The organism is Clostridium sp. LS3 (genome assembly GCF_055330225.1).
The window spans coordinates 1,332,911-1,355,630 of record NZ_CM143921.1; the positions used below are offsets into that span (position 1 = coordinate 1,332,911).

Annotated in this window: 23 protein-coding genes and 1 pseudogene; 23 read left to right on the forward strand and 1 reads right to left on the reverse strand. The window is 29.7% G+C overall.

Translation table 11 applies throughout. The features are described 5' to 3' along the window. The first annotated feature begins 9 nt into the window (after positions 1–9). The 21 genes and pseudogenes from ACZJV1_RS06110 (at position 10) to ACZJV1_RS06210 (ending at position 17,329) form a co-directional block, all read left to right on the forward strand. Positions 10–714: a flagellar hook capping FlgD N-terminal domain-containing protein gene (locus ACZJV1_RS06110; RefSeq protein ID WP_463651768.1), complete on the forward strand. Its 705-nt coding sequence runs from the start codon at positions 10–12 to the stop codon at positions 712–714. Between the two features lie 21 nt (positions 715–735). Next, positions 736–1,122, forward strand: coding sequence for a TIGR02530 family flagellar biosynthesis protein (locus ACZJV1_RS06115; RefSeq protein ID WP_322412523.1), 387 nt, complete (start codon positions 736–738; stop codon positions 1,120–1,122). A 76-nt stretch (positions 1,123–1,198) separates the two neighbouring features. Further along, positions 1,199–1,702: pseudogene (locus ACZJV1_RS06120) on the forward strand (flagellar hook-basal body complex protein); the annotation flags it as partial. Continuing rightward, complete coding sequence (locus ACZJV1_RS06125) at positions 1,685–3,841, forward strand: flagellar hook-basal body complex protein (protein WP_411170670.1); 2,157 nt, start codon at positions 1,685–1,687, stop codon at positions 3,839–3,841. The pseudogene ACZJV1_RS06120 and the gene ACZJV1_RS06125, both read left to right, overlap by 18 nt. A gap of 136 nt (positions 3,842–3,977) precedes the next feature. Then, a complete protein-coding gene (locus ACZJV1_RS06130; RefSeq protein ID WP_411170347.1) occupies positions 3,978–4,169 on the forward strand; it encodes a flagellar FlbD family protein in 192 nt (63 codons plus the stop codon). A gap of 14 nt (positions 4,170–4,183) precedes the next feature. After that, positions 4,184–4,990 (forward strand): motility protein A, encoded by an 807-nt coding sequence (locus ACZJV1_RS06135; protein WP_463651769.1) that lies wholly within the window; start codon positions 4,184–4,186, stop codon positions 4,988–4,990. Continuing rightward, the gene (locus ACZJV1_RS06140) at positions 4,990–5,739 is read left to right on the forward strand and encodes an OmpA family protein (RefSeq protein WP_463651770.1); all 750 of its coding nucleotides are present in this window, start codon (positions 4,990–4,992) and stop codon (positions 5,737–5,739) included. Before ACZJV1_RS06135 ends, ACZJV1_RS06140 begins: the two co-directional genes overlap by 1 nt. Continuing rightward, complete coding sequence (locus ACZJV1_RS06145) at positions 5,732–6,178, forward strand: flagellar basal body-associated FliL family protein (protein ID WP_463651771.1); 447 nt, start codon at positions 5,732–5,734, stop codon at positions 6,176–6,178. Before ACZJV1_RS06140 ends, ACZJV1_RS06145 begins: the two co-directional genes overlap by 8 nt. 18 nt (positions 6,179–6,196) lie before the next feature. After that, positions 6,197–6,565, forward strand: a complete 369-nt coding sequence (locus tag ACZJV1_RS06150; protein ID WP_411170351.1) for a flagellar biosynthetic protein FliO — start codon at positions 6,197–6,199, stop codon at positions 6,563–6,565. Positions 6,566–6,578: 13 nt separating this feature from the next. Beyond that, a complete protein-coding gene (gene fliP, locus ACZJV1_RS06155) occupies positions 6,579–7,352 on the forward strand; it encodes a flagellar type III secretion system pore protein FliP (RefSeq protein ID WP_463651772.1) in 774 nt (257 codons plus the stop codon). Positions 7,353–7,362: 10 nt separating this feature from the next. Beyond that, a complete protein-coding gene (gene fliQ / locus ACZJV1_RS06160) occupies positions 7,363–7,632 on the forward strand; it encodes a flagellar biosynthesis protein FliQ (RefSeq protein WP_411170353.1) in 270 nt (89 codons plus the stop codon). 14 nt (positions 7,633–7,646) lie between these two features. After that, positions 7,647–9,494, forward strand: a complete 1,848-nt coding sequence (locus ACZJV1_RS06165; RefSeq protein WP_463651773.1) for a fused FliR family export protein/FlhB family type III secretion system protein — start codon at positions 7,647–7,649, stop codon at positions 9,492–9,494. 8 nt (positions 9,495–9,502) lie between these two features. Further along, a complete protein-coding gene (gene flhA, locus ACZJV1_RS06170) occupies positions 9,503–11,572 on the forward strand; it encodes a flagellar biosynthesis protein FlhA (protein ID WP_411170355.1) in 2,070 nt (689 codons plus the stop codon). Beyond that, positions 11,572–12,729: a flagellar biosynthesis protein FlhF gene (gene flhF / locus ACZJV1_RS06175; protein WP_463651774.1), complete on the forward strand. Its 1,158-nt coding sequence runs from the start codon at positions 11,572–11,574 to the stop codon at positions 12,727–12,729. The genes flhA and flhF overlap by 1 nt, the downstream gene beginning before the upstream one ends. Next, on the forward strand, positions 12,723–13,586 hold the full coding sequence (locus ACZJV1_RS06180) for a MinD/ParA family protein (RefSeq protein WP_463651775.1): 864 nt from the start codon (positions 12,723–12,725) through the stop codon (positions 13,584–13,586). Before flhF ends, ACZJV1_RS06180 begins: the two co-directional genes overlap by 7 nt. 11 nt (positions 13,587–13,597) lie before the next feature. Next, positions 13,598–14,239: a flagellar brake protein gene (locus ACZJV1_RS06185; RefSeq protein ID WP_411170358.1), complete on the forward strand. Its 642-nt coding sequence runs from the start codon at positions 13,598–13,600 to the stop codon at positions 14,237–14,239. A 14-nt stretch (positions 14,240–14,253) separates the two neighbouring features. Beyond that, entirely contained in the window at positions 14,254–14,979 is a 726-nt protein-coding gene (locus ACZJV1_RS06190) for a FliA/WhiG family RNA polymerase sigma factor (RefSeq protein WP_411170359.1), read from the forward strand. Positions 14,980–15,089: 110 nt separating this feature from the next. After that, a complete protein-coding gene (locus tag ACZJV1_RS06195; RefSeq protein ID WP_411170360.1) occupies positions 15,090–15,563 on the forward strand; it encodes a hypothetical protein in 474 nt (157 codons plus the stop codon). A 56-nt stretch (positions 15,564–15,619) separates the two neighbouring features. Beyond that, the gene (locus ACZJV1_RS06200; RefSeq protein WP_463651776.1) at positions 15,620–15,766 is read left to right on the forward strand and encodes a hypothetical protein; all 147 of its coding nucleotides are present in this window, start codon (positions 15,620–15,622) and stop codon (positions 15,764–15,766) included. Beyond that, positions 15,759–16,541, forward strand: a complete 783-nt coding sequence (locus ACZJV1_RS06205) for a flagellar hook-basal body complex protein (RefSeq protein WP_460287972.1) — start codon at positions 15,759–15,761, stop codon at positions 16,539–16,541. The genes ACZJV1_RS06200 and ACZJV1_RS06205 overlap by 8 nt, the downstream gene beginning before the upstream one ends. Positions 16,542–16,555: 14 nt before the next feature. Further along, the gene (locus tag ACZJV1_RS06210; RefSeq protein ID WP_460287971.1) at positions 16,556–17,329 is read left to right on the forward strand and encodes a flagellar hook-basal body complex protein; all 774 of its coding nucleotides are present in this window, start codon (positions 16,556–16,558) and stop codon (positions 17,327–17,329) included. 153 nt (positions 17,330–17,482) lie between these two features. Here ACZJV1_RS06210 and ACZJV1_RS06215 read toward each other — a convergent pair whose 3' ends face one another. Further along, positions 17,483–19,123, reverse strand: a complete 1,641-nt coding sequence (locus ACZJV1_RS06215) for a putative manganese-dependent inorganic diphosphatase (RefSeq protein WP_463651777.1) — start codon at positions 19,121–19,123, stop codon at positions 17,483–17,485. A gap of 243 nt (positions 19,124–19,366) precedes the next feature. Here ACZJV1_RS06215 and ACZJV1_RS06220 point away from each other — a divergent pair, with 243 nt between their 5' ends. Next, complete coding sequence (locus tag ACZJV1_RS06220) at positions 19,367–21,916, forward strand: calcium-translocating P-type ATPase, SERCA-type (RefSeq protein WP_463651778.1); 2,550 nt, start codon at positions 19,367–19,369, stop codon at positions 21,914–21,916. 126 nt (positions 21,917–22,042) lie between these two features. Next, a complete protein-coding gene (locus tag ACZJV1_RS06225) occupies positions 22,043–22,480 on the forward strand; it encodes an ACT domain-containing protein (RefSeq protein ID WP_411170366.1) in 438 nt (145 codons plus the stop codon). Positions 22,481–22,720: the final 240 nt, after the last annotated feature.

Below are 22,720 nucleotides of genomic sequence, written 5' to 3' on the forward strand. Positions count from 1 at the left end.
GGAAGAGAAATGTCTAATGCTATAAATAACTATACTGGATCAAGAGCAACAGATAGAGGAACCAAGATAATGAAGCCAGGACAAGATATGGATAAAAATGCATTTTTAAAAATATTATCTGCAGAATTATCTAACATGGATCCAATGGGAAATAATGATTCTACTCAATATGTTACACAAATGGCACAATTTGCTTCAATGGAACAGGCGACTAACTTAAATAATACTATGTCAAATTATGCTAATAATTCTATGATTGGTAAAGGCGTTACCATGAAAAGTGTAGATAATGAAGGTAAACCTTATACAGGAGTTGTAAAGGCTGTAACAACAACTGCTGGGAAAACTACATTATCAGTAGAAATAAGCGAAAAAGGACAAAATGTTTATAAAGAATTTGATATAGCAGATGTTATGACGGTTTTAGATGTTCCTGATTATTCATTACCATCAATTAATAATATTAATGGTAATATGTCATTCTTAGTTGCATCCTCATTTATTGGAAAACATGTTGAGCTAAATGAGAAAGATAAAGAGGGAAAGAAGTTCACTGGAGAAGTTTTAGGAGTAGTAAAAGATGAAGGTGTAGTTAAAGTACGAATTAAGCTACATGATTCGGATGAAATAAAAGAATTTACTTATGATAAGATAGTTAAGGCTTCAAATAGTAAGGAAGAAATCAAACCTAGTGAGCCAGAAGAAGACAAGTAAATTGTTAAAGTAGGTGATTTTTTGGGCTTTAGAGTTATAAATGGAAAAGCTTATCCTGTAGGTAATTTTCAGTTACCAAATGAAAGGGTAAATGAAAAAAATAATCACTACAAAAGTAAGTTTAATGATATTTTAAATGAAACGATAAATAAAGATAATGAAGAGTATACACTATCTAAACATGCAGCAGATAGATTAAGAGAAATAAATTTTACAGATACAGATATGAAGGAAATAGCAAAAGGATTTCAAATAGCACAAGACAAGGGTGCAAAAAATTCTGTAATGATTTATAAGGATGTAGCTTTAATTGCAAGTATAGAAAATAAAACGGTAATAACAGCTATAGAAAAAGAAAGAGCAAAAGAAAATGTGTTTACAAATATAGATAGTGTTGTAATTTTATAAGCTGGACCTATATAGGAAGCTTAATTCTTGTTGAATGATAGAGACAAGAAAATTTAAAGGGTTGGAGGTCAAATTTATGTTAAGATCAATGTATTCCGGTATAAGTGGAATGAAGGTTAATCAAACTAAACTAGATGTTATAGGAAACAATATATCAAATGTAGGAACAACATCATTTAAGTCATCTAGAGCAAGATTTAGTGATATGTTAAGTCAAAATGTATCAGATGCAATGGCTCCATCAAATAACCAAGGGGGAGTAAATGCTAGCCAAGTAGGACTTGGAGTTCAACTTGCAAGTATTGACTCAGTTATGACTCAAGGTATGATGCAACCAACTGGTAGAGCTTTAGACGTAGCTATAGATGGTGATGGATTCTTTATGGTAAGTAAAGGACCTGCAATTTATGATGGAACATTAGAAGTAAATCATAGAGCAGGTGCACATAATATAACAGCACAATCACTAGTTAATTCAGGTAGTGAAATAATGTACAGTAGAGATGGTTCATTTATACTAGATGAACAAGGAAACCTATTAACTGGAGATGGATTTAGAATTATGGGTTATTCATTAACTAATGATGATAGCTCACAAGAAGCAACAGGACAAGTTCCTAATTCAGTAAATACAGCTGGATTAGATTTCAGATTTGGACCAGGTTCACAATTGAATGGATATAAAGTTGTTTTAGGGGCTGTAGGACCAGGAACTGTTACATCAGCAGATATTAATAAAGCTGAAAAATTAATTATAGTAAATGGAGATTTTTCATCATCAGGTGCTTTAACACCGGCTCAAGTTGAATCTGCAATAAATAAAGGATTATCTTCAGCAGGTATATCTCAACAAGTATTTGTTGGAGGAAAGCCTATAAGTTTTGATGGATTAGGTTCAGATGCAGTTGTAGGAGGAGCAGATGCATTACCACCCAAAGCTGTTACAATAGGTGGATTTACTATACAACTTAATGAAGGTAGCGATCTAAATGGATACAGCTTTGAAATAGGTGAAATATCAAAAGATCCACTTCAAGTTAATGTAGAAAAGGGTAGAAAAAAAATAGTAATAAATGCTAATTTCTTAAATAAATCATTTAATGCATCAGATTTACAAGATGAATTAAATAATCAACTTAAAGCAGCTGGAATAAAGCAAGAAGCAAAGGTAACGGGAACTCCAGCTACATTAGGAAATATAAAGGGTGCGTCTGATGCATCAGGTAAGGTTGATGCATCAGCAAACATAGTAAATGCTAAGGATGGAAGTACAACTAACTTATCAGTTGGTGGATTTACTTTTGCAGGACAAACTAATGGAGAGCTTAATGACTACACCATTTCTGTAGGAGAAAGTGCAATAGGAACTCCTCTTACAGTAGTGGTTGAAAATGGAAATATAATAATAAATGGTGATTTTAATACAGTACCAGCTAAATTTACTAATACAGAGATACAAACAAAATTAAATAATGCGTTGAAGGCAAATGGAGTTAAGACTCAATTGACTGTTACAGGAAATATAAATTTAGCAGATGTAACAAATAAAGTGAAATTCCAAAATGGTGTAACAGCAACATCCCCAAAAGCATTAAATATAGCTGGATTAAATGTAGAACTTCCTACTGGAACATTATTAAATAATTTAGAATTTGAAATTACAGATATAAATGAACCAGGATTATCTGTAGAATATAAGGCAGCAGCTGGAGGAAATCCTCCTAAATTAGTTATTAAAGGAGATTTCACTAAAAAGGTTGGAGCAAGAGATTTAGAAGATAAAATAAATGCAGCTTTAGTAGCAGCTCATCCTACTGATTTACCAAAGGTTAAGGTGTCAGGAACTTCTAAACCATATACAGGATTAACCTCTGATAATATTGAAGGTGGTGAAGTTAATAAAGCACCAGGTAAGATCAAAGTAGGTGGAATAGAAATACTTTTTGATGAAGGTGCAGCATTAAACGGATATAAATTCCAAGTTGGAAAAATAACTCCAGGAACAAAGACAGAAGCAACTATAGATGAAAAGAATAAAACAATAACAATAGATGGAGATTTTGTAACAGCAAATGCCATTACAGCTAAGAATATACAAGATGCGTTAACTAGAGCTTTAGAAGGAAAAGGAATAGCTCAAGGAGTAACAGCTACAGGAAAACCAATGGAAATTGGAGGAGTAACTTCAGAAGAAACAAATGGAGGAACTCCAATAGAAAGTATGAATGAAAATGGAACAATTAACTTTGTAGATGGAACAAAAAATCTTAAATCATATGATGGAGAATTAAAAACTCTTAAAATTCCAGATAAGGTAAGAATACCAGGAACAGATACTGAACTTAGAGTTAAAACTTATACTATAGATAAAAACGGTATAATAAATGGAGTGCTTGAAGATGGTAGAGTAGCAGCACTTGGACAAATTGCAATGGCAAGCTTTAAGAATCCAGAAGGGTTAACTAAACTTGGAGGTAACCTTTATAGTGGATCAGTTAACTCAGGTGATGCCATTATAAAAAGTGGTATAGGAACTTTAAATGATGATAATTCAAAGGGATATGGAGAAAATCTTCAAGGTATGCTTGAAATGTCAAATGTAGATTTAGCAGAACAATTCACAGATATGATTGTTTCAAGTAGAGCTTTCCAAGCATCAGGAAAGATGATAACAACAGGAGATGAAATATTACAAGATATAATTAACTTAAAGAGATAGTTAAAAGGTAAAATCGCTAATGCTCAGTTAAGTTAAAAGAATTAGCTGAGCAAAGCGGTTTCAGTATATAAAGTAAATTCATTTATATATTATAAAGTTACTAAAATGATTTTACTAAAATAAAGAGGGTGATTCTATGATTAAAGTAACAGCTATGAACAATAAAGATTTTATTTTAAATGCAGACCATATAGAAAAAATAGAAGAAGTTCCTGAAACTTTAATAACATTAACTAATGGTAAAAAATATATTGTGCTTGAAAGTGTAGAAGAGGTAGTAGAAGAAGTACTTAGATATAAAAACAAGATTGTTACTTATAGGTTATAATGGGAGGCAATATTATGAAAAAGTCAGACGCGTTAACCTTAGTAGGGTTAATATTAGGCTCAATATTAATGCTTTACGGAATGCTTCTTGGAAGTAGTCTTAAGATTTTCTGGGATGTATCATCTGTAATAATAACTGTTGGAGGGTCTTTATCAGCTCTTTTAATAACATATTCATTAGAAGAGATGAAAAATATGGGAAAGCTTTTTATTCAAGCTTTCAAGGAAAATAAATCATCAGTAAAGGATATAATTTTACAATTTACAGATCTTTCTAAAAAAGCAAGAAGAGAAGGTTTATTATCTTTAGAAGATGATATATCTGAAATGGAGGATCCTTTTCTGAAAAAAGGATTACAAATGGTTGTAGATGGTATTGAGCCAGAAACAATAAGAGAAATATTAGAATTAGAAATTGGAGAAATGGAAAGTAGGCATGATAGGGGATCAGGTATATACTTAGCTTGGGGAGCTTATGCACCTGCATTTGGTATGCTTGGTACACTAATAGGATTAATACAAATGCTTGCAAATCTAACAGATGTATCTAATATTGCATCTGGTATGGGAAAAGCTTTAATAACTACATTTTATGGATCACTTATAGCTAATCTTTTATGTAACCCTATTGCAACCAATTTAAAGCAAAAGAGTGCAAAAGAAGTTGGAGAAAGGGAAATGATGCTAGAAGGAATTCTTGCAATACAATCAGGGGTAAACCCAAGAATAGTAGAAGAAAAATTAATAACATACTTACCTCCTAAGGAGAAATTAGAATATTTGAATAACAGCATTGAAAATGGAGAAGGAGTTGTTATTTAATGGCTAGAAAGAAGAAAAATAAAGGTGAAGGACTAAGAGGCGATGAGTGGTTAGCAACTTATGCGGATACTGTAACTCTATTACTTACATTCTTTGTATTACTATATTCAATGGCAACTGTTGACTCTCAAAAAACTAAGAGTATAGCTCAGGCTTTTACTTCAATGATGACTGGACAATCAGGAGATACTTTAATGGAGTATGATTTATATAATGGAGAAGTTCCATTAGTTGGAGGAGAAGCAACTGATAACATACCTCCTGAAATAGAGCTAACAGAACAACAAAAAATGTATAAGGATGTTAAAGAATTTGTAAATGAAAATAATTTAGCTTCTGTTGTAGATATAATTGATAGTGAAAGAGGAATAGTAATACAACTTAGAGATAATATATTGTTTGAAACATCAAGTTCGGCTTTAAGAGAAGATAGCAAAGATATACTTAATAAAATAAATTCACTTATTTCATCTGTAAATAATCCGATATTGGTAGAAGGGCATACAGACAATAGACCAATAAATACTTCAAAGTTTCCATCGAATTGGGAGTTGTCTGCAGATAGAGCAGTAAATGTAGTTAGATACTTTACTGAAGTTATGGGTCAAGACCCTACTAGATTTAGTGCAGCAGGATATGGTCAACATCATCCCGTAGCACCAAATAATACTTATGAAGATATGGCTAAAAATAGAAGAGTTGATATTTTGATTGTGACAACTGATAAGGAGGAAAAAAATAATGGCTGAAGAGAAGAATATTAAAAAGAAAAAAAGCAAATTAATTATAATTATTGCTATCATGGCAATTCTAGGTGGGGGAACATTTGGAGGAGTATATTACTTTATGAATAAAAATAATGCCTCAAGGCCAGTTGTTATGGAGGAAGCTTTTTTTGAAGTTGGAGAAGTATTTGTTAACTTAAGCGATGAAGGAACAAAAAGATATGTAAAGCTAAATCTTTCTATAAGTTATGATAAAAATAATAAAGAGTTAGAAAAAGAAGTAAAAGATAAAAAAGTTGTACTTAGAGATGTAGCTATATTTTATATAAAATCTTGTAAGGCTAAGGATTTTGAGCCAGCAAATGAAGCTGTTTTAAAAGGCGATATAATTGCTAGGATGAATCAAAAGTTAAAATCAGGAGTATTAAAAGATGTTTACATAAGTGATATTATAGTACAGTAGAAGGAAGTAGATTTAAATATGGATTTGGCATTTTTAATATTTAAGTTAATATTTGCATTAATAGTAGTATTTGGTCTTATGTATTTACTCTTTAAAATAGGTGGAAATAAATTTTACAATGCTAATGAAGGAAAGTATATAAAAGTTTTAGAAAGAACACAAATATCAAAGGAAACTTCAATAGTAGTATTAAAAGTTGGGAAAAAAGGATATGTAATGAGTTCATCTACTAATAAAACTGAAAAGTTAGATGAAATATCAGAAGAGGATATATTACTTATAGAAGAGGAGAAGAAAAGACAAAAAGAGGAAGTTAATCAGCAATATGAAGTAGCTATAAAAGGTTTAAAAAGTAAAATAAATAAACTTAGGAATAAATATAACTAGAAGGAAGATTTGTATGAGTAAAAAGAAAAAATATTTGTTTATGATGTTGATTGCATTAGCTTTAATATTTACCTTTGATAAAGCTGTAAGTGCTGAGCCTATAAATGTACCAAATGTCAACATTTCAGTAGGTGGTGAATCTACTTCTCCTCAAAATTATGTTGACAACATAAAATTATTGATTGTATTAACTATTTTAACATTGTTACCTTCAATAATAATAATGATGACATCTTTTACAAGAATAATAGTAGTATTTTCATTTTTAAAAAATGCTTTAGGAGCGCAACAATCAATTCCAAATCAAATACTGATTGGGCTAGCATTATTTTTAACTATATTTATAATGCAACCAGTATATTCAGAGATAAATAACAATGCATTTAAGCCCTTTATGGAAAATAAAATAAATCAAGAGGAAGCTATGAAGGCTGCAAGTAAGCCATTAAGGGAATTTATGCTTAAGCAAACAAGGCAAAAGGATTTAGAGCTATTTGTTGAAACATCAAAATTAAACACAGAAGAAATAACAAAAGATAATGTACCATTGACTGTTGTTATACCAGCTTTTGCAATAAGTGAGCTTAAAACAGCCTTTCAAATAGGATTTTTATTATTCTTACCATTCTTAATAATAGATATGGTAGTTGCAAGTGTACTTATGTCAATGGGTATGTTTATGGTTCCACCTGTAATGGTAGCCTTACCTTTTAAACTGTTATTGTTTGTAATGGTAGATGGTTGGTACTTAATGGTGAAATCCTTAATCATGAGCTTTGGAGGATAGGTGATAGAATATGAGTGAAAATTTAATTATAGGAATTGTAAAAGATGCATTATATACATCATTAAAGATAGCAGGTCCTATATTAATAGTATCAATTTTAATTGGATTAATAATAAGTATATTTCAAGCAACTACTCAAATTCAAGAACAAACTTTAACTTTTGTTCCAAAGCTTATAGGAATAGCAGCTACAGGACTTATTTTATCAAGTTTTATGCTGCATACCATAGTAGCTTTTACAGAAAGAATATTTGAGCTTATTATTAAAATATCTACTTAGGAGGTAGGTGAAGTATGGTAGATACAACCTACTTTTTAGCTCTGTTTTTTATATTTTTAAGAGTTACAGCTTTTTTTGCTATAACAAATGTATTTTTCCCAAATGGAACACCAAAAATATTAAAAGCTATGTTTTCGCTAATCTTTTCATTTGCCTTACTTGGAGGAATAGATTACTCAAATATAAATTCAATTACCAGTAATTATTATTTAATTATTTATATGATTTCAGAAGTTACCACTGGATTAGTGCTTGGATTGATTTCTAACATAGCCTTTGAGGTAATACTTATGGCAGGAAGTTTAATAGATGTACATATAGGATTAAGTATGGTTAATACAATAGATCCAAATAGCAAAACAAGCACAACTATAAGTGGTAATTTACTTCATTATGTAGCATTAGTAATTTTCTTTATAGTAGATGGGCATCATATGCTTATTAAATCGCTTATTGAAAGTTTTATAATTTTACCAATGGGTAAAGGCATACTTTATCCAGATACAATGATGGTTCTTATAGAAGTAATAGCTAATTACTTTATAATAGGGTTGAAAATTGCAATACCAATAGTATTGATAATAATATTGACAGACCTTTGCATGGGTCTTGTATCTAGGGCAGTACCTCAAATAAATGTAATGATACTTGGAATGCCAGTTAAAATGCTGGTAGGTATAATTGCTATATCAATATCATTACCTATTATAATAAAGCTATTTATTAGTAGCATAACATATTTGCCAGAGATATTTAGAAAGATAATGACAGCTTTTCCACTTGTATTTTTAATAGGGGCTGATGAAAAAACAGAAGAAGCTACTCCAAAGAAAAAAAGTGATGCAAGAAAAAAAGGACAAATTGCTAGAAGTAAGGATGTAGGACTAGCATTAACTATGATAGCTACAATATTAGTTATTACGATAGCAAGTGGATTTATTGTATCATCATTAAAGGGAAATATAATATATTTTCTTGGAGATATGTCCTCTATTGAGGTAACAGAAAATAGCTTGAAGGGTATAAACACTCTTGTAGTAAGCAAAATAGCAATGGTTATAATTCCTGTTATAATTCCAATAATGATAGCTGGAGTTGCAGCAAGTTTAATGCAATCAGGATTTTTAATAGTAAAAGATGCTATTAAACCTTCGTTTGGAAAGTTAAACCCTATTAATGGATTTAAAAATATGTTTTCTAAAAAAGCATTAGTTGAATTAATAAAAAACCTAATATTAATAACTATAGTTATCTTTATAGCTTATTCATACATAAAAGATAATTTCAATAAAATAATGCAAATAGGAAATTTATATCTTCCTACTTTAGGAGTTGAAGTTAAGTCTTTAATATTAGGAATATTTATAAAAATATGTATATTGTTAGTGGCACTAGCAGCTATAGATTATTTTGTGCAATTTATGCTTCATAACAAAGAGCTTAAGATGACTAAGCAGGAAATTAAAGAAGAATATAAACAAATGGAGGGAGATCCTCAAATTAAATCAAAAATAAAACAAAAACAAAGAGAAATGTCTCAAAGAAGAATGATGGAATCAGTTGGAGATGCTACAGTAGTAATAACTAACCCTACTCACTTAGCTGTGGCAATTAAATATGAGGAAGGTAAAACGGAGGCACCTAAGGTTGTAGCTAAAGGGGCAGATACTGTAGCGATGAAAATTAAAGAAAAGGCTATAGAGTCTAAGGTACCTATAATAGAAAACAAACCTTTAGCAAGAATGATTTATGAGGCAGTAGAAATAGATAAAGAAATTCCTCAAGATATGTATCAAGCTGTAGCAGAAATTTTAGCTATGGTTTATAAGCTAGATAAGAAAAAAAAACGTACTAGACAATAAAGGATGGGATGAGGTTGCTTTTAGATAACAAAATAAATTTAAAGAAAAATACAGATGTATTGGTGGCCTTTGGTGTATTAGGTATTGTACTTATGATGATAATACCTCTTCCACCGTTGTTATTAGATATTTTGCTAGCATTTAATATTACATTATCAGCTGTAATTATAATGATTACAATGTTTACTACTAATGTATTACAATTATCTGTATTCCCAACATTACTACTTGTTACAACTCTATTTAGATTAGGTCTTAATATTTCATCAACAAGACTTATCTTAACTGAAGGAGATGCAGGAAGTATAATACAAGCTTTTGGAGAGTTTGTTATAGGTGGAAATTATGTAGTTGGAATTATAATATTTTTAATTATAGTAATTGTACAATTTGTAGTAATTACTAATGGTGCTGGTAGAGTTTCAGAAGTATCAGCAAGATTTACACTAGATGCTATGCCAGGTAAGCAAATGAGTATTGATGCAGATTTAAATGCAGGTGTTATAGATGAAACAACAGCTAGAAAAAGAAGACAAGATTTACAATCAGAAGCAGACTTTTATGGAGCAATGGATGGAGCATCTAAGTTCGTAAAGGGGGATGCAATAGCAGGAATAATAATAACTATAATTAATATAATTGCAGGTATTGTAATAGGAGTAATGCAAAAAAATATGTCTTTAGCCCAAGCAGGGGAACTTTATACGAGATTAACTATAGGTGATGGACTAGTTAGCCAAGTGCCAGCATTATTAATTTCTACAGCATCAGGTATACTAGTAACAAGATCAGGATCATCTGATAATTTTGGTAAAACATTTACTAATCAGCTTACAACTTTCCCAGTTGCTTTAGGAATAGTTTCAGCTGTAATGTTTTTCTTGGCCTTAATTCCAGGAATGCCAATGCTTCCATTTTTATTGGCATCAGTAGCGAGTGGTGTAGCCTCATATCTTTTATTTAAAGAAGAGCAAAGAAATGAGGAAGCAGAATTAGCTAAGGTTGAAGAAGAATATACTGAAATGGAAAGAAAAGAGCCTGAGAATGTAATGTCTTTAATTTCTGTAGAACCTATGGAAGTTGAAATTGGTTATGGATTAATTCCATTAGCAGATGAATCAACAGGTGGAGATTTACTTCAAAGAATTGCATCTGTTAGAAGACAATGCGCAATAGAAATGGGAGTAGTTGTTCAACCTATAAGAATTAGAGATAATCTTCAGTTAAAGACTAATGAATATGTTATTAAAATTAGAGGAACTGTAATTGCATCTTCTGAGCTTATGGCAAATATGCTTCTTTGTATGGATCCATCAGGAGATAATTCACAAATTGCAGGTATAAGAACTATTGAGCCAACTTTTAATTTACCAGCAGTTTGGATAAATAAAGATCAAAGAGAAGAGGCTGAAATAAAAGGTCTAACAGTGGTAGATCCAACAACTGTTATGGTTACACATTTAACTGAAACAATAAAGGCACATTCTTATGAATTACTTGGAAGACAAGAAGTTCAATTAATTGTTGATAATACAAAAGAAAAATATAGTACTGTTGTAGATGAACTTATACCAGATCTTATGACTATAGGTGAACTTCAAAAGGTATTACAAAATTTATTAAGAGAAAAAGTTCCAATAAAGGATATGGTTACAATAATGGAATCCTTAGCTGATAATTCAAGACTTACAAAGGATTTAGAACTATTAACTGAATATGTTAGATTTTCTTTAGCTAGAACTATTTGCAATCAGATAATAGATGAAGATAGAAGTATAACTGTAGTTACTTTATCTCCGCAAATAGAAGAGATAATAGCAGCTAATACACAAAAGTCAATGCAAGGTTCGTTCCCAGCAGTAGATCCAGATACAACTACAAGAATACTTGACTGTATAAGGGATACTATGGATAGGGTTTATTTCTATAATAATCAACCAGTTATACTGGTTTCACCAAATATAAGACCAGTATTTAGGAAGCTTATAGAAATGGTATTTCCACATATAATGGTTATATCATTAAATGAAATTCCAAATGATGTAGAAATAAGAACTGAAGGAGTTGTATCATTATAATGGTAATAAAAAAATACTTAGTTAAAAATATGAATGAAGCTTTAACTAGAATAAGATATGAACTAGGTAAGGATGCAATTATAATAAGTCAAAGAAAAGTAAAAGAACCAGGTGTTAAAGGATACTTTAAACCAAAACTAATTGAAGTCACAGCAGCTTTAGAAAATAATAAAATAGGTAAAAAAAATAATTTTACTCAAAAAAAAGAAACTGAAATAGATTTTAAAGAATCCTTAGATAGTATAAAAAAAATAATTGGTGAAAAAGATAAAAAAATAAATAAAGAAGAAGCTATCATTGTTGATAAGAATAATTATTTAAACAATAATGATAAGAATATGCAAAATGAAGTTAAAGAAATAAAAGAATTATTAAATAGAGTTATTAAAAATACTAATAAGGAAGAAGAAGAAAATGAAATAGAAGAATATCTAAAAAATATAGATATTGATGATGATTTGATAAAAGAATTATTAAGTAAAGATTATAATAATATAGAAGAGTTTAAAAGATATTTTACTATGTTATTAGATAAGGAAATTAATATTTGCCATGAAAATTTAAATGGTAAGGTAGTTTTAGTTGGGCCAACTGGAGTAGGAAAAACAACAACTATAGCAAAGCTTGCTGGAAGATTAGCTTTAATAGAAAAGAAGAAGGTTGGATTAATAACTATAGATACCTATAGAATAGGAGCTGTAGAACAGCTAAAAACTTATGCTGAAATTATGAATATTCCATTTAAGGTAGTTATAACATTAAAAGAGATGGAAAATGCAGTTAAAGAGCTAGAGGATTGCGATGTAGTTTTAATAGATACAACAGGTAGAAGTAGTAAAAATACGATGCAAATATCTGAGCTTAGGGCTTTTACTCAAAAAGTTAATGCAGATCACATAATGTTAGTTATAAGTGGAACTACAAAAAATAGAGATATAATAACAATCTTAAATGGTTATAGTGAGATTTGTTATGAAAAATTAGTAATAACAAAGTTAGATGAAACAAGCTCCTATGGAGGTATATATAATATAGTGAAAAGATCAAGAAAACCTATAGCATATATTACAACTGGACAAAATGTTCCTGATGACATAAAAATACCTTCTAATGATGAAATACAAAAGCTTATTCTAGGGGAGGAAACTATATGTTAGATCAAGCAGAAAGCTTAAGAAGACTAGCAAAAGGTGAACTCCTAGAAAGTTCTAAAAGAAAAGCAAGAATAATAACTATAACATCTGGCAAGGGTGGAGTTGGTAAAAGTAACTTTGTAGTAAATTTAGCAATTACATTAGTAAAATCAGGGAAAAAAGTTTTAATATTTGATGCAGATATAGGAATGGGAAATGATGATGTATTAATGGGTATATATCCTAAAAATAGTGTTTTAGATTTAATGAATGGAAAGCTAGCAATAGAAGATATAATAGTTGATGGACCAGAAGGGGTAAAGCTTCTACCAGGAGGAAGTGGACTTAATAATATAGAGGATCTTCAGCAAAATCAAAGGGACTTATTCCTAAAAAAAATTGAAATGTTAGAAGGATTTGATTATATTTTTATAGATACAGGAGCTGGAATAAGTAGAAGTGTTTTAGCTTTTATTGCATGCTCAGATGATTTAATATTAGTAACAACTCCAGAACCGACTTCATTAACTGATGGATATAGCTTATTAAAGGCTGTGGATCACTTTAAAATAAAAAATAATGCTAATATTGTAGTAAATAAAGCTTTAGATAAAAAAGAGGGAGATCAAACTTTTTTTAAATTTAAAACAGCAGTAAATAGATTTTTATCCTTAGAGGTCAATTATTTAGGTATTATATATGAAGATAGAAAGTTGATTATGGCTGTAAGGGAGCAAAATCCATTTGTAATAGGATATCCTAATTGCGATGCAGCTAAATGTATTAAAAATATAGCAGAGAAAATTATAGGAGAAAAAAAGCAATCTGTAGGGATAGGAGCTCAAGGGTTATTTAAAAAATTCTTTAATATTTTTTCTTAGGGGGGTTAGTCATGGCAAAGTTAGAATTGGGTATAAATTTTAGAATTGATGTTCTGTGGGAAGAGAATATGTATAAATCTACAATTCAAGATATAACGGACAACGAGGTCTTAATAACTATTCCAGTAACAGATGGAGTTTATTTAACCTTAAAAGATGGAGACGTAATAGAACAAATTTATTATGATAATAAGGGTAATCTTTTTGGATATAAAAGTAAAGTTATAGGAAGAACTACAGAAAAAAATATTTCTTTTTATAGATTAAGTAAACCTTATGATATAACAAGAATTCAAAGAAGAGATTATGTAAGGGTTAATGTTGTACAAGTAATTAACTATATAAGAGAAGAAGATTTAAAAGAAGAAATTAAAGGGGAAGAAAAATATGAACATGCTCTATTACTAGACTTAAGTGGTGGAGGTATGAGAATTAAAATAAAGGAAGAAATAAAGGCTGAAGATATTATAGTTGCAAACTTAATTTATGAAAATCAAAAAATAACTGTAAGAGGCAAGGTAGTAAGAGCTGATAAGACAGATGATAAAAGGTATATATGTGGTATAAAATTTTATGATATAGATAATACAACTAGAGAAAAAATAATAAGAACTGTATTTACAATAATGAGAAAGCAAAGGGAACTTATTTAGAGGAGGTTATTAGTATGGAATGTCAAAGCCCTATAATTCATAAAGAGCAAGTAGTCGAAAAGTATATACCATTAGTTAAATATTTGGCTTCTAGAGTTATGCTTGGCAAAACTAAGTATTTAGAATACGAAGATTTAGTGAGTTATGGAATTGTTGGGCTTTTAGATGCAATTAGTAGATATGATTCAAGCAAGGGAATGAAGTTTTCATCCTATGCAACATTAAGAATAAAAGGTGCAATGATTGATGAAATTAGAAAAAATAGACCTATATCAAAAGGTGCTATGGATAAGCTTGCTAAATATAATGAATCTGTAGAGAAGTTGCAAAATAGGTATATGAGAGAGCCGAGCTTACAAGAGATTGCAAAAGAATTAAATATATCAGTTCAAGAAGTTGCTCAAGTAGAAAATTATATAAATTATATGTCAGTAATGTCATTGGAATCTATAATTTATTCCGATGATGATGATGTTACAATTATGGAAACTTTAGAAGATAAAAATACTATTTCTCCAGAAGAATCATTGGAATATAAAGAAAAGATAGAAATACTATCAGAAGCAATAGAAAAATTAAAGGAGAAAGATAAGCTTATTTTAAACTTATATTATTATGAAAAATTAACCCTAAAAGAAATAGGACAAATCCTAGAGGTATCGGAATCTAGAGTTTGTCAATTACATAGTAGAGCAATAAGAAATTTAAGAGGAATAATGCAAAAAGTAAATTATATATAAGGTTTTAACTTTAGAAGTATATGTAAATATAATTAGTAAGGATTTAGTTTTATAAAAATATAAATGTATTAAGATTCTTAATTGAAACATATATAGAAGGGGAGGATAAAATGCTTCCTATATTAATAATACTAATAGGAATTATACTTATAATTTTAAATATTAAAGCTATAAAAAAAGAAGATAAATCTTTTGAAAAAATATTGAAAAGAGAAGAAGTAAATAATAATAGAGATTATGACTTGGAAATAATTTCGATAAGAAAAGATTTAGCAGAAACAATATTAGACTTACAAAAAGAAATAGAGGAATTAAAAATATCTATCAATGATATTAAGAATAGTACATTAATGGACGATAATAGAAGTAATATTGAAAACTATACAGAAGAAAGTTCAGATAAGAGTATAAATGAAGAGGTAATATCAGAAATAAATTTTTCGAATAAAGTTAACCTTGAAAATAATAAGCTAGAAAAAGTTAAAAAGCTTTTAGAAAATGGGTTAACTGATGATAAAATATGTGAAGAACTATCCATAGGCAAGGGGGAAGTATTATTAATAAAAAGTTTATTAAAAAACTAGGTATAATATTAGATTTCTTAACTGATAAAAAAATTCTTATGGGAATAGGGATAGGAATGGTATTAACTTCAATATTTATGTTTGGTTATAGTTACAATAAAGAAATTTCAAATAGCAAAATAGAAGAAAAGGCTAGAGGCCTTGGAATGCATTATGACAGTGAATGTAAAGTACTATTTAAAGGGGATGAGAATAATGATTAGAAGTCTATATACAGCTGTATCAGGGTTAATATCATTGGAAAATAGACAGGCTAATGTAACAAATAATATAACAAATGCAAATACAACTGGATTTAAAGGTGACAACTTATCAATAAAGAGTTTTGATGACGTGATGATTCAAAATAGAGATAAAATAGTTAATGGTAAAAATGTAACTCAAAGAATTGGAACCTTAAGTTTAGGATCAAAAATAGATAGCGTAGACACAGCTTTTACTCAAGGGATTATTAAAAGTACAGATAAGCCAACAGATTTTGCGATAGAGGGAAGAGGCTTTTTTGCTATACAAAGACAAACTAATAATGGAAATGAAGTTTTATATACAAGAGATGGAAACTTTAAAGTTGGAAATGATGGATACCTTATAAATAGCAATGGAGATAGAGTGCTTGGATCAAATAAAAATACAGGCGCACTAGAGCCAATATTTATAGGTGGAGATAAATTTGTTTTAGATAAAAATAACAACTTATATATAGGAAATAGAGCAACACATACATTAGCGACAGCTGATTTTGAAGATTATGGACAACTAAAAAAAGTAGGGGATAACTATTATAAGGGAGAGAACCCTATATACAATGCGCAGGTTTGGGTAACACAAGGAGCATTAGAAGGATCAAATATAAATATTTCAAATGAAATGGTAAATATGATAACTACTATGAGAAGTTTTGAAACTAATCAAAAAGTTGTTCAAACAATTGATGAAACTTTAGGTAAAGCTGCAAATGAAATCGGAGTAGTTAGATAGTAGGAGGAAAACTTATGCTAAGAACCTTATGGACTAGTAAATCAGGAATGAATGCAAATCAGGATAAATTAGATGCTATATCTAATAATTTAGCCAACTCAACTACTATGGGGTATAAGAAGATGGAAGTTGGGTTTAAAGATTTATTAACAGAATCTTTAGATAGAAATGGTGTTCCACTTAATGACAAAACTTCTGTTATAGGAACAGGTACAAGAACTTCAGAGTGGTTTAGAGATAACTCTCAAGGAATGCTTCAACAAACTTCAATAAGTACGGATTTATCTATAGATGGAAATGGATATTTTAAAATAATTTCACCAAATGGAGAAGAAGCATATACAAGAGATGGAGCTTTGGCAATAGACGCTAGAGGAAGACTAGTAGATAATAGGGGTAATAAACTAAATCTTAATTATCTAAATGGTTATTCAGAGAATAATGTTGTTTTTAATAAAAACAATTTTCTTGTAGATAAAAAGGGACAAGTTTACATAAAGGATAAAGGTAATTTTGTACAAGTTGCAGAAATTCCAGTATATACGGCAGTAGGAGATAGAGCATTTTTATCAATAGGAGATAACCTTTTTACTCCATCACCAGGAGTTCAGGTTCAAAGAACTGCAGATTTTGACATATATCAAGGGGCATTAGAGGGTTCAAATGTTGACGTAGCCACTGAATTTGCAGATATGATAGTAACACAAAGAGCATTTGAATTAAGCTCAAGAGGTGTTAGAACTGCAGATGAAATGTGGGGAATGCTTAATAATATGAGAGCAAAATAAAACAAAACTAATAATAGCTAATTAATAGTGAAGAATTAAGAGTTAAGTTTAGAATATTTAGCTCTTAATTTTTACTATAAAATGAAAAAGGCCGAGATTTTCTCAGCCTTTTTATTTTAGAAACTACATAACAATCTCAAGTGAAATTTAAAATTACTTTGATGTTACAGCTGCTGTTATTGGTGGAACTACTTGTTTCTTTCTTGAAAGTACTCCATCTAAGAAAGCAGTACTATCTTTTAGTGTAACTTTAAATGCTTTTTCAACTATTTCTGGTTTATCTCCAGCAACTAGTATTTGTGAGCCTTCGTTAAGTATGTCTGTAAGTAATAACAGTACCATATCTAATTTAGCTTCTTTTGCCTTAGTGTTCATATAAGCTAGCATTTCATCTTTAAGTGGCATAAATCCTTCAATATCCATTGTATTTACTTGAGCTACACCAACTCTTGTATCCTCAATTGTAAATGGTTTGAAGTCTTGATTAAAGATTTGCTCTACTGTTTTTCCTTTTAATGAAGTTCCAGCTTTAAACATTTCTTTAGCGAATTCTTCTACATTTATTCCAGCTATCTCTGCTAGCTTTAAGCAAATATTTTTATCTTGAGAAGTGCAAGTTGGACTTCTAAATAAAAGAGTATCTGAAATTATTGCACCACATAAAAGTCCAGCAGCTTGTCTTGAAGGTCTTATTCCATTTTCAAAGAAACATTTACCAACTATAGTAGAAGTACTTCCAATAGGTTCACTTCTAAAATATAATGGACCGCTAGTTTGGATATCAGCTACTCTGTGGTGATCTATAATTTCTAGAATCTCAGCTTCTTCAAGTCCATCAACAGATTGACTTCTTTCATTATGATCAACTTGAATAATTTTCTTTTTATAATTAGAGATTAAATGATATCTTGATACTGCACCAAGAACTTTACCATTTACTCCAATAACAGGATAGCTTCTGTATCTAGTATCTATCATAACTTTCTTTACATCTTCAACTAATTCGTCAGTTGAGAAAGTAACTAAATTATCTTTAATCATTACATATCCAACAGGAATACTTTGAATTATAAGTCTTGATGCAGTGAATGAGTCATGTGGAGTTGTAATAATACTTATGTTAGCTTCTCTAGCTTTTTCAATTATAGCAGCACTTGGCGCATGAGACCCTGTAATTATCATAAGCGATATCTTAAGATCAAGTAAGGCATTTTGAACCTCTTCTCTATCTCCAACTATAGCAATATCTCCTTCTTCTATATGGTCTTTCATGCTATCAGGTTGCATAGCTGTAACAACTATTTTACCAGGGAAATTTTTTCTTGCAGTATCAACATAAATTTCCTTTGCTGATAAAGTATCTATTATATTTTCAAGAGAAGTGCTACTTTTTGCTAAAATTCTATTATCCCATATATCCATATAGCAAGAAGTTAAGTTAGAAATAGCTAAAACTCCAAGTAAATGTTCATTTTCATCAGCTACTGGAAGTGTTTTTATATTTCTATCCTTCATTATATTCCAAGCTGTTTTTAAAGATATCTCTGGTGAAACAGGAGTTATCTTATCAAATTCTAAATCTTCAATTTTTAATTTTACAGTTTTTAACAGTCTAGGAGCCTCAACTCCAAAATAATCAAGAATATATTGAGTTTCTTGACTTACATTTCCAAGTCTTACTGGTATTGCAGGCATATTGCCTGTCTTATTTTTAAATTCAGCATATGAAAAAGCTGCACATATTGAATCAGAATCTGGATTCTTATGTCCAGTTACATAAATTACGTCTTTCAAATTATGACCCTCCTTAGTTAATAATTATATATACATATTCTATATTTATATTACCGATTTGTAAAGCTATCTAATTAAAGTATATGTAGAAATTTGTATATTAAACTATATTATTAAGCAAGTAATAAAAAATTTGTAGAATAAATATTAATAAAAATATATTAAATATGAAATAGTAAAAAAAATCATATCTTTTAATTTACTAAATATAATATATAGAAACTATTTTAAGGAGGACAACCAGTGATACAGGAAAGAGAAATATCAAGGGGTCTATCTACAAAGGAAGCAGAGAAAAGGCAGAGCACTTATGGGTTAAATGAATTATCCCACAAGAAAAAAACATCACCTATCATAATATTTTTATCTCAATTTAATGATTTTATTGTTTGGGTATTAATAGCTGCAACTATAATATCTGGTTTAATGGGAGATAAAGCAGATGCAATAACAATACTTATAATAGTAATTGTAAATGCAATAATGGGCTTCGTACAAGAATATAGAACAGAAAAGTCATTAGAGGCATTAAAAGAACTTGCAGCCCCAACATGTAAAGTAATTAGAGATGGAGTTTTAAAGGTATTAAACTCAATAGAAGTTACATTGGGTGATTTAGTAATTTTAGAAGCTGGAGACAGAATTCCAGCAGACGGTACATTTATTGAAGCTTCAGGTGTAATGATAGATGAGTCACTTTTAACTGGAGAATCAGTAGGAGTATCTAAAGATTCTAAAAAAGGGAAAAACCAAGGATTTATGGGAACTACAGTTTTAAAGGGTAGAGGTGTTTTTCTTGTTGATGGTATTGGAATGAATACAGAAATGGGGAAAATAGCAAATCTTTTAGATAATATCGAAGAAGAAAAATCTCCGTTAAGAGAAAGATTAGATTCACTAGGAAAAATACTGGTGGCACTATGCTTAGCTATATGTGCTGTAGTAACGGTTCTTGGAATACTTAGAGGTAATGAAATAACAGAAATGTTTTTACTTGGAGTCTCATTAGCTGTTGCAGCAATACCAGAAGGTTTAGCTGCTATAGTAACTGTTGCTTTAGCATTGGGGGTATCCAGAATGTTAAAGAAAAATGCATTAGTGAGAAAGCTTCCGGCAGTAGAAACCTTAGGGTGTACATCTGTTATATGCTCAGATAAAACAGGAACATTAACTCAAAATAAAATGACAGTGAAAGAAATATATATGAACGGAAAGATATACGATGTTGATAAAGATGAACTAAGCAATCATTCAAATATAATGAAGGCATTAGTTTATTGTAATGACTGTAATTATGATTTTAATGTTAAAAACATAGAAAAAGCTTTATATGGAGATCCTACTGAAACCGCACTAATAAAAGCATTTTTTAAAGATACAAACTTACTTAAAGCATTTGTTTCTAATTCACAAAGAGTTTATGAAATTCCATTTGATTCTTCTAGAAAAATGATGAGTGTTATAGTTAGGGAAGGAACAAAGGAAGTTTGTTATATGAAGGGAGCTCCAGAAAGAGTTATAGAAAGATGCACTCACATATTAGAAAATGGAACTATAAAACCATTAACTGCTCAAAAGAAACGGCAAGTAGCATCATATATTGAATCAATGTCAAATAGAGCCTTAAGATGCATAGCTGCAGCATATAAGGAAAATAATTTAGTAAAGAGTGAAGGTTTAGAAAAAGATTTAATATTTTTAGGTGTTGCAGGAAGTATCGACCCACCAAGAGTAGAAGTAAGAGATGCTGTGTTAAAGTGTAAACTTGCGGGAATACAACCTGTAATGATAACAGGAGACCATAAAAATACAGCTTTAGCAATTGCTAAATCTATAAATATATGTAATACAGATGATCAAGCAATGACTGGTGAAGAAATTGAGAAAACTAGTGATGAAGATCTTATGAAAAAAGTAAAAAATGTAAGAGTTTTTGCGAGAGTATCTCCACATCATAAGCTTAGAATTGTAAAAGCCTTTAAAAAGCAAAATAATATAGTTGCAATGACTGGAGATGGTGTAAATGATGCTCCTGCAATAAAAGAAGCTGATATAGGAATTGCTATGGGAATATCAGGAACAGATGTAACAAAAGAGGCAGCATCAATGGTATTAATGGATGATAATTTTGCAACTATAGTATCAGCTGTAGAAGAAGGAAGAGTAATATATGATAATATAAGAAAGTTTATAAGATATTTATTATCTTGTAATTTGGGTGAAGTATTAACAATGTTTTTAGCATCATTATTTTACTTACCTAATCCACTCACTCCAATACAAATACTATTTGTTAACTTAGCGACAGATGGTTTACCAGCAATTGCTCTTGGAGTAGATCCTCCAGATAGAGATATAATGATGCAACAACCAAGAGAAAAAGGTGAAGGTATTTTTGCAAGAGGATTATGGTCAAAGATTGTAGTAAGAGGATGTTTAATTGGAATTTGTACTTTACTTTCATTTATGACAGGAAGATTATATGGAATGGATTTAGCTACATGTAGGACATTAGCTTTAATAACTCTTGTTATGTCACAATTACTGCATGTTTTTGAATGTAGATCAGAAAGACATTCAATTTTTGAAATTAAGGTATTTAGTAATCCTTATTTAGTTGGAGCTGTAGCTGTCTCAATGCTAATGGTATGTTCAATATTATATATTCCATTTTTAGCAGATGTATTTAATACTGTACCATTAAAGATTGAGCAATGGGGAATTGTGCTATTCTACTCAGGAATAATCTTCTTAATAAATAGTGTATATTTATTTATAAAATCAAAAAAATAATAAATATATATTTAAAAAAGTTCACTTATCAAATAATATAATTTAGTTTATAATAAACATAATAAGTTACAAAATAAAAAAGTTTCTTATAAATAATTGAAGGTTATTCTATTTGAAGGTGGTACTATGAAGGGAAATTTTCTAGTTGTAGATAAAAGAGTTTTGCCAGAGGTCTATGAAAAAGTAGTAGATGCAAAAAGGCTATTAGAAGAAGGTAAGGTTAAGGATATTACTGAAGCAGCTAAAACTGTAAATATTAGTAGAAGTGTTTATTATAAATATAAGGACTCAGTTTTTGCACTTGTAGAAACTGAGCAAGGAAAAAAGGTAACTATTAATATGATGATAAAAGACAACAAGGGGGTGCTTTCGGGAATATTAAATTATATTTCTGAAGAAGGCGGTAGCATAATAACAATAAACCAAGGAATACCTATGAATAAAAGAGCTAATTTAAGCTTAACAATTGATATATCATCACTTAGTGGGGATCTAAAAACTTTACTTGAATATTTAGCTACTTTAAAAGATGTAGAAAAGGTAGAGTTTGTAGCCATGGAATAATTTAATCATGATTTAAGCTTCTTTAGAGGTTTTAATCTTTTAAAAAGGAAGAATAATTTTAAATTATTCTTTCTTTTATTTTTATAAGATTATAGTTTGGTAATATTTCTTAATAATATTTATAAAATATATTATATAAATATTTTAGGAGAGATTAGCCTTTGTTAGAAATACTTTGGTCAATATTTACAGTGATTTTAATAACAACAATTATACTTATTATAGAGTATAGAAAGATGA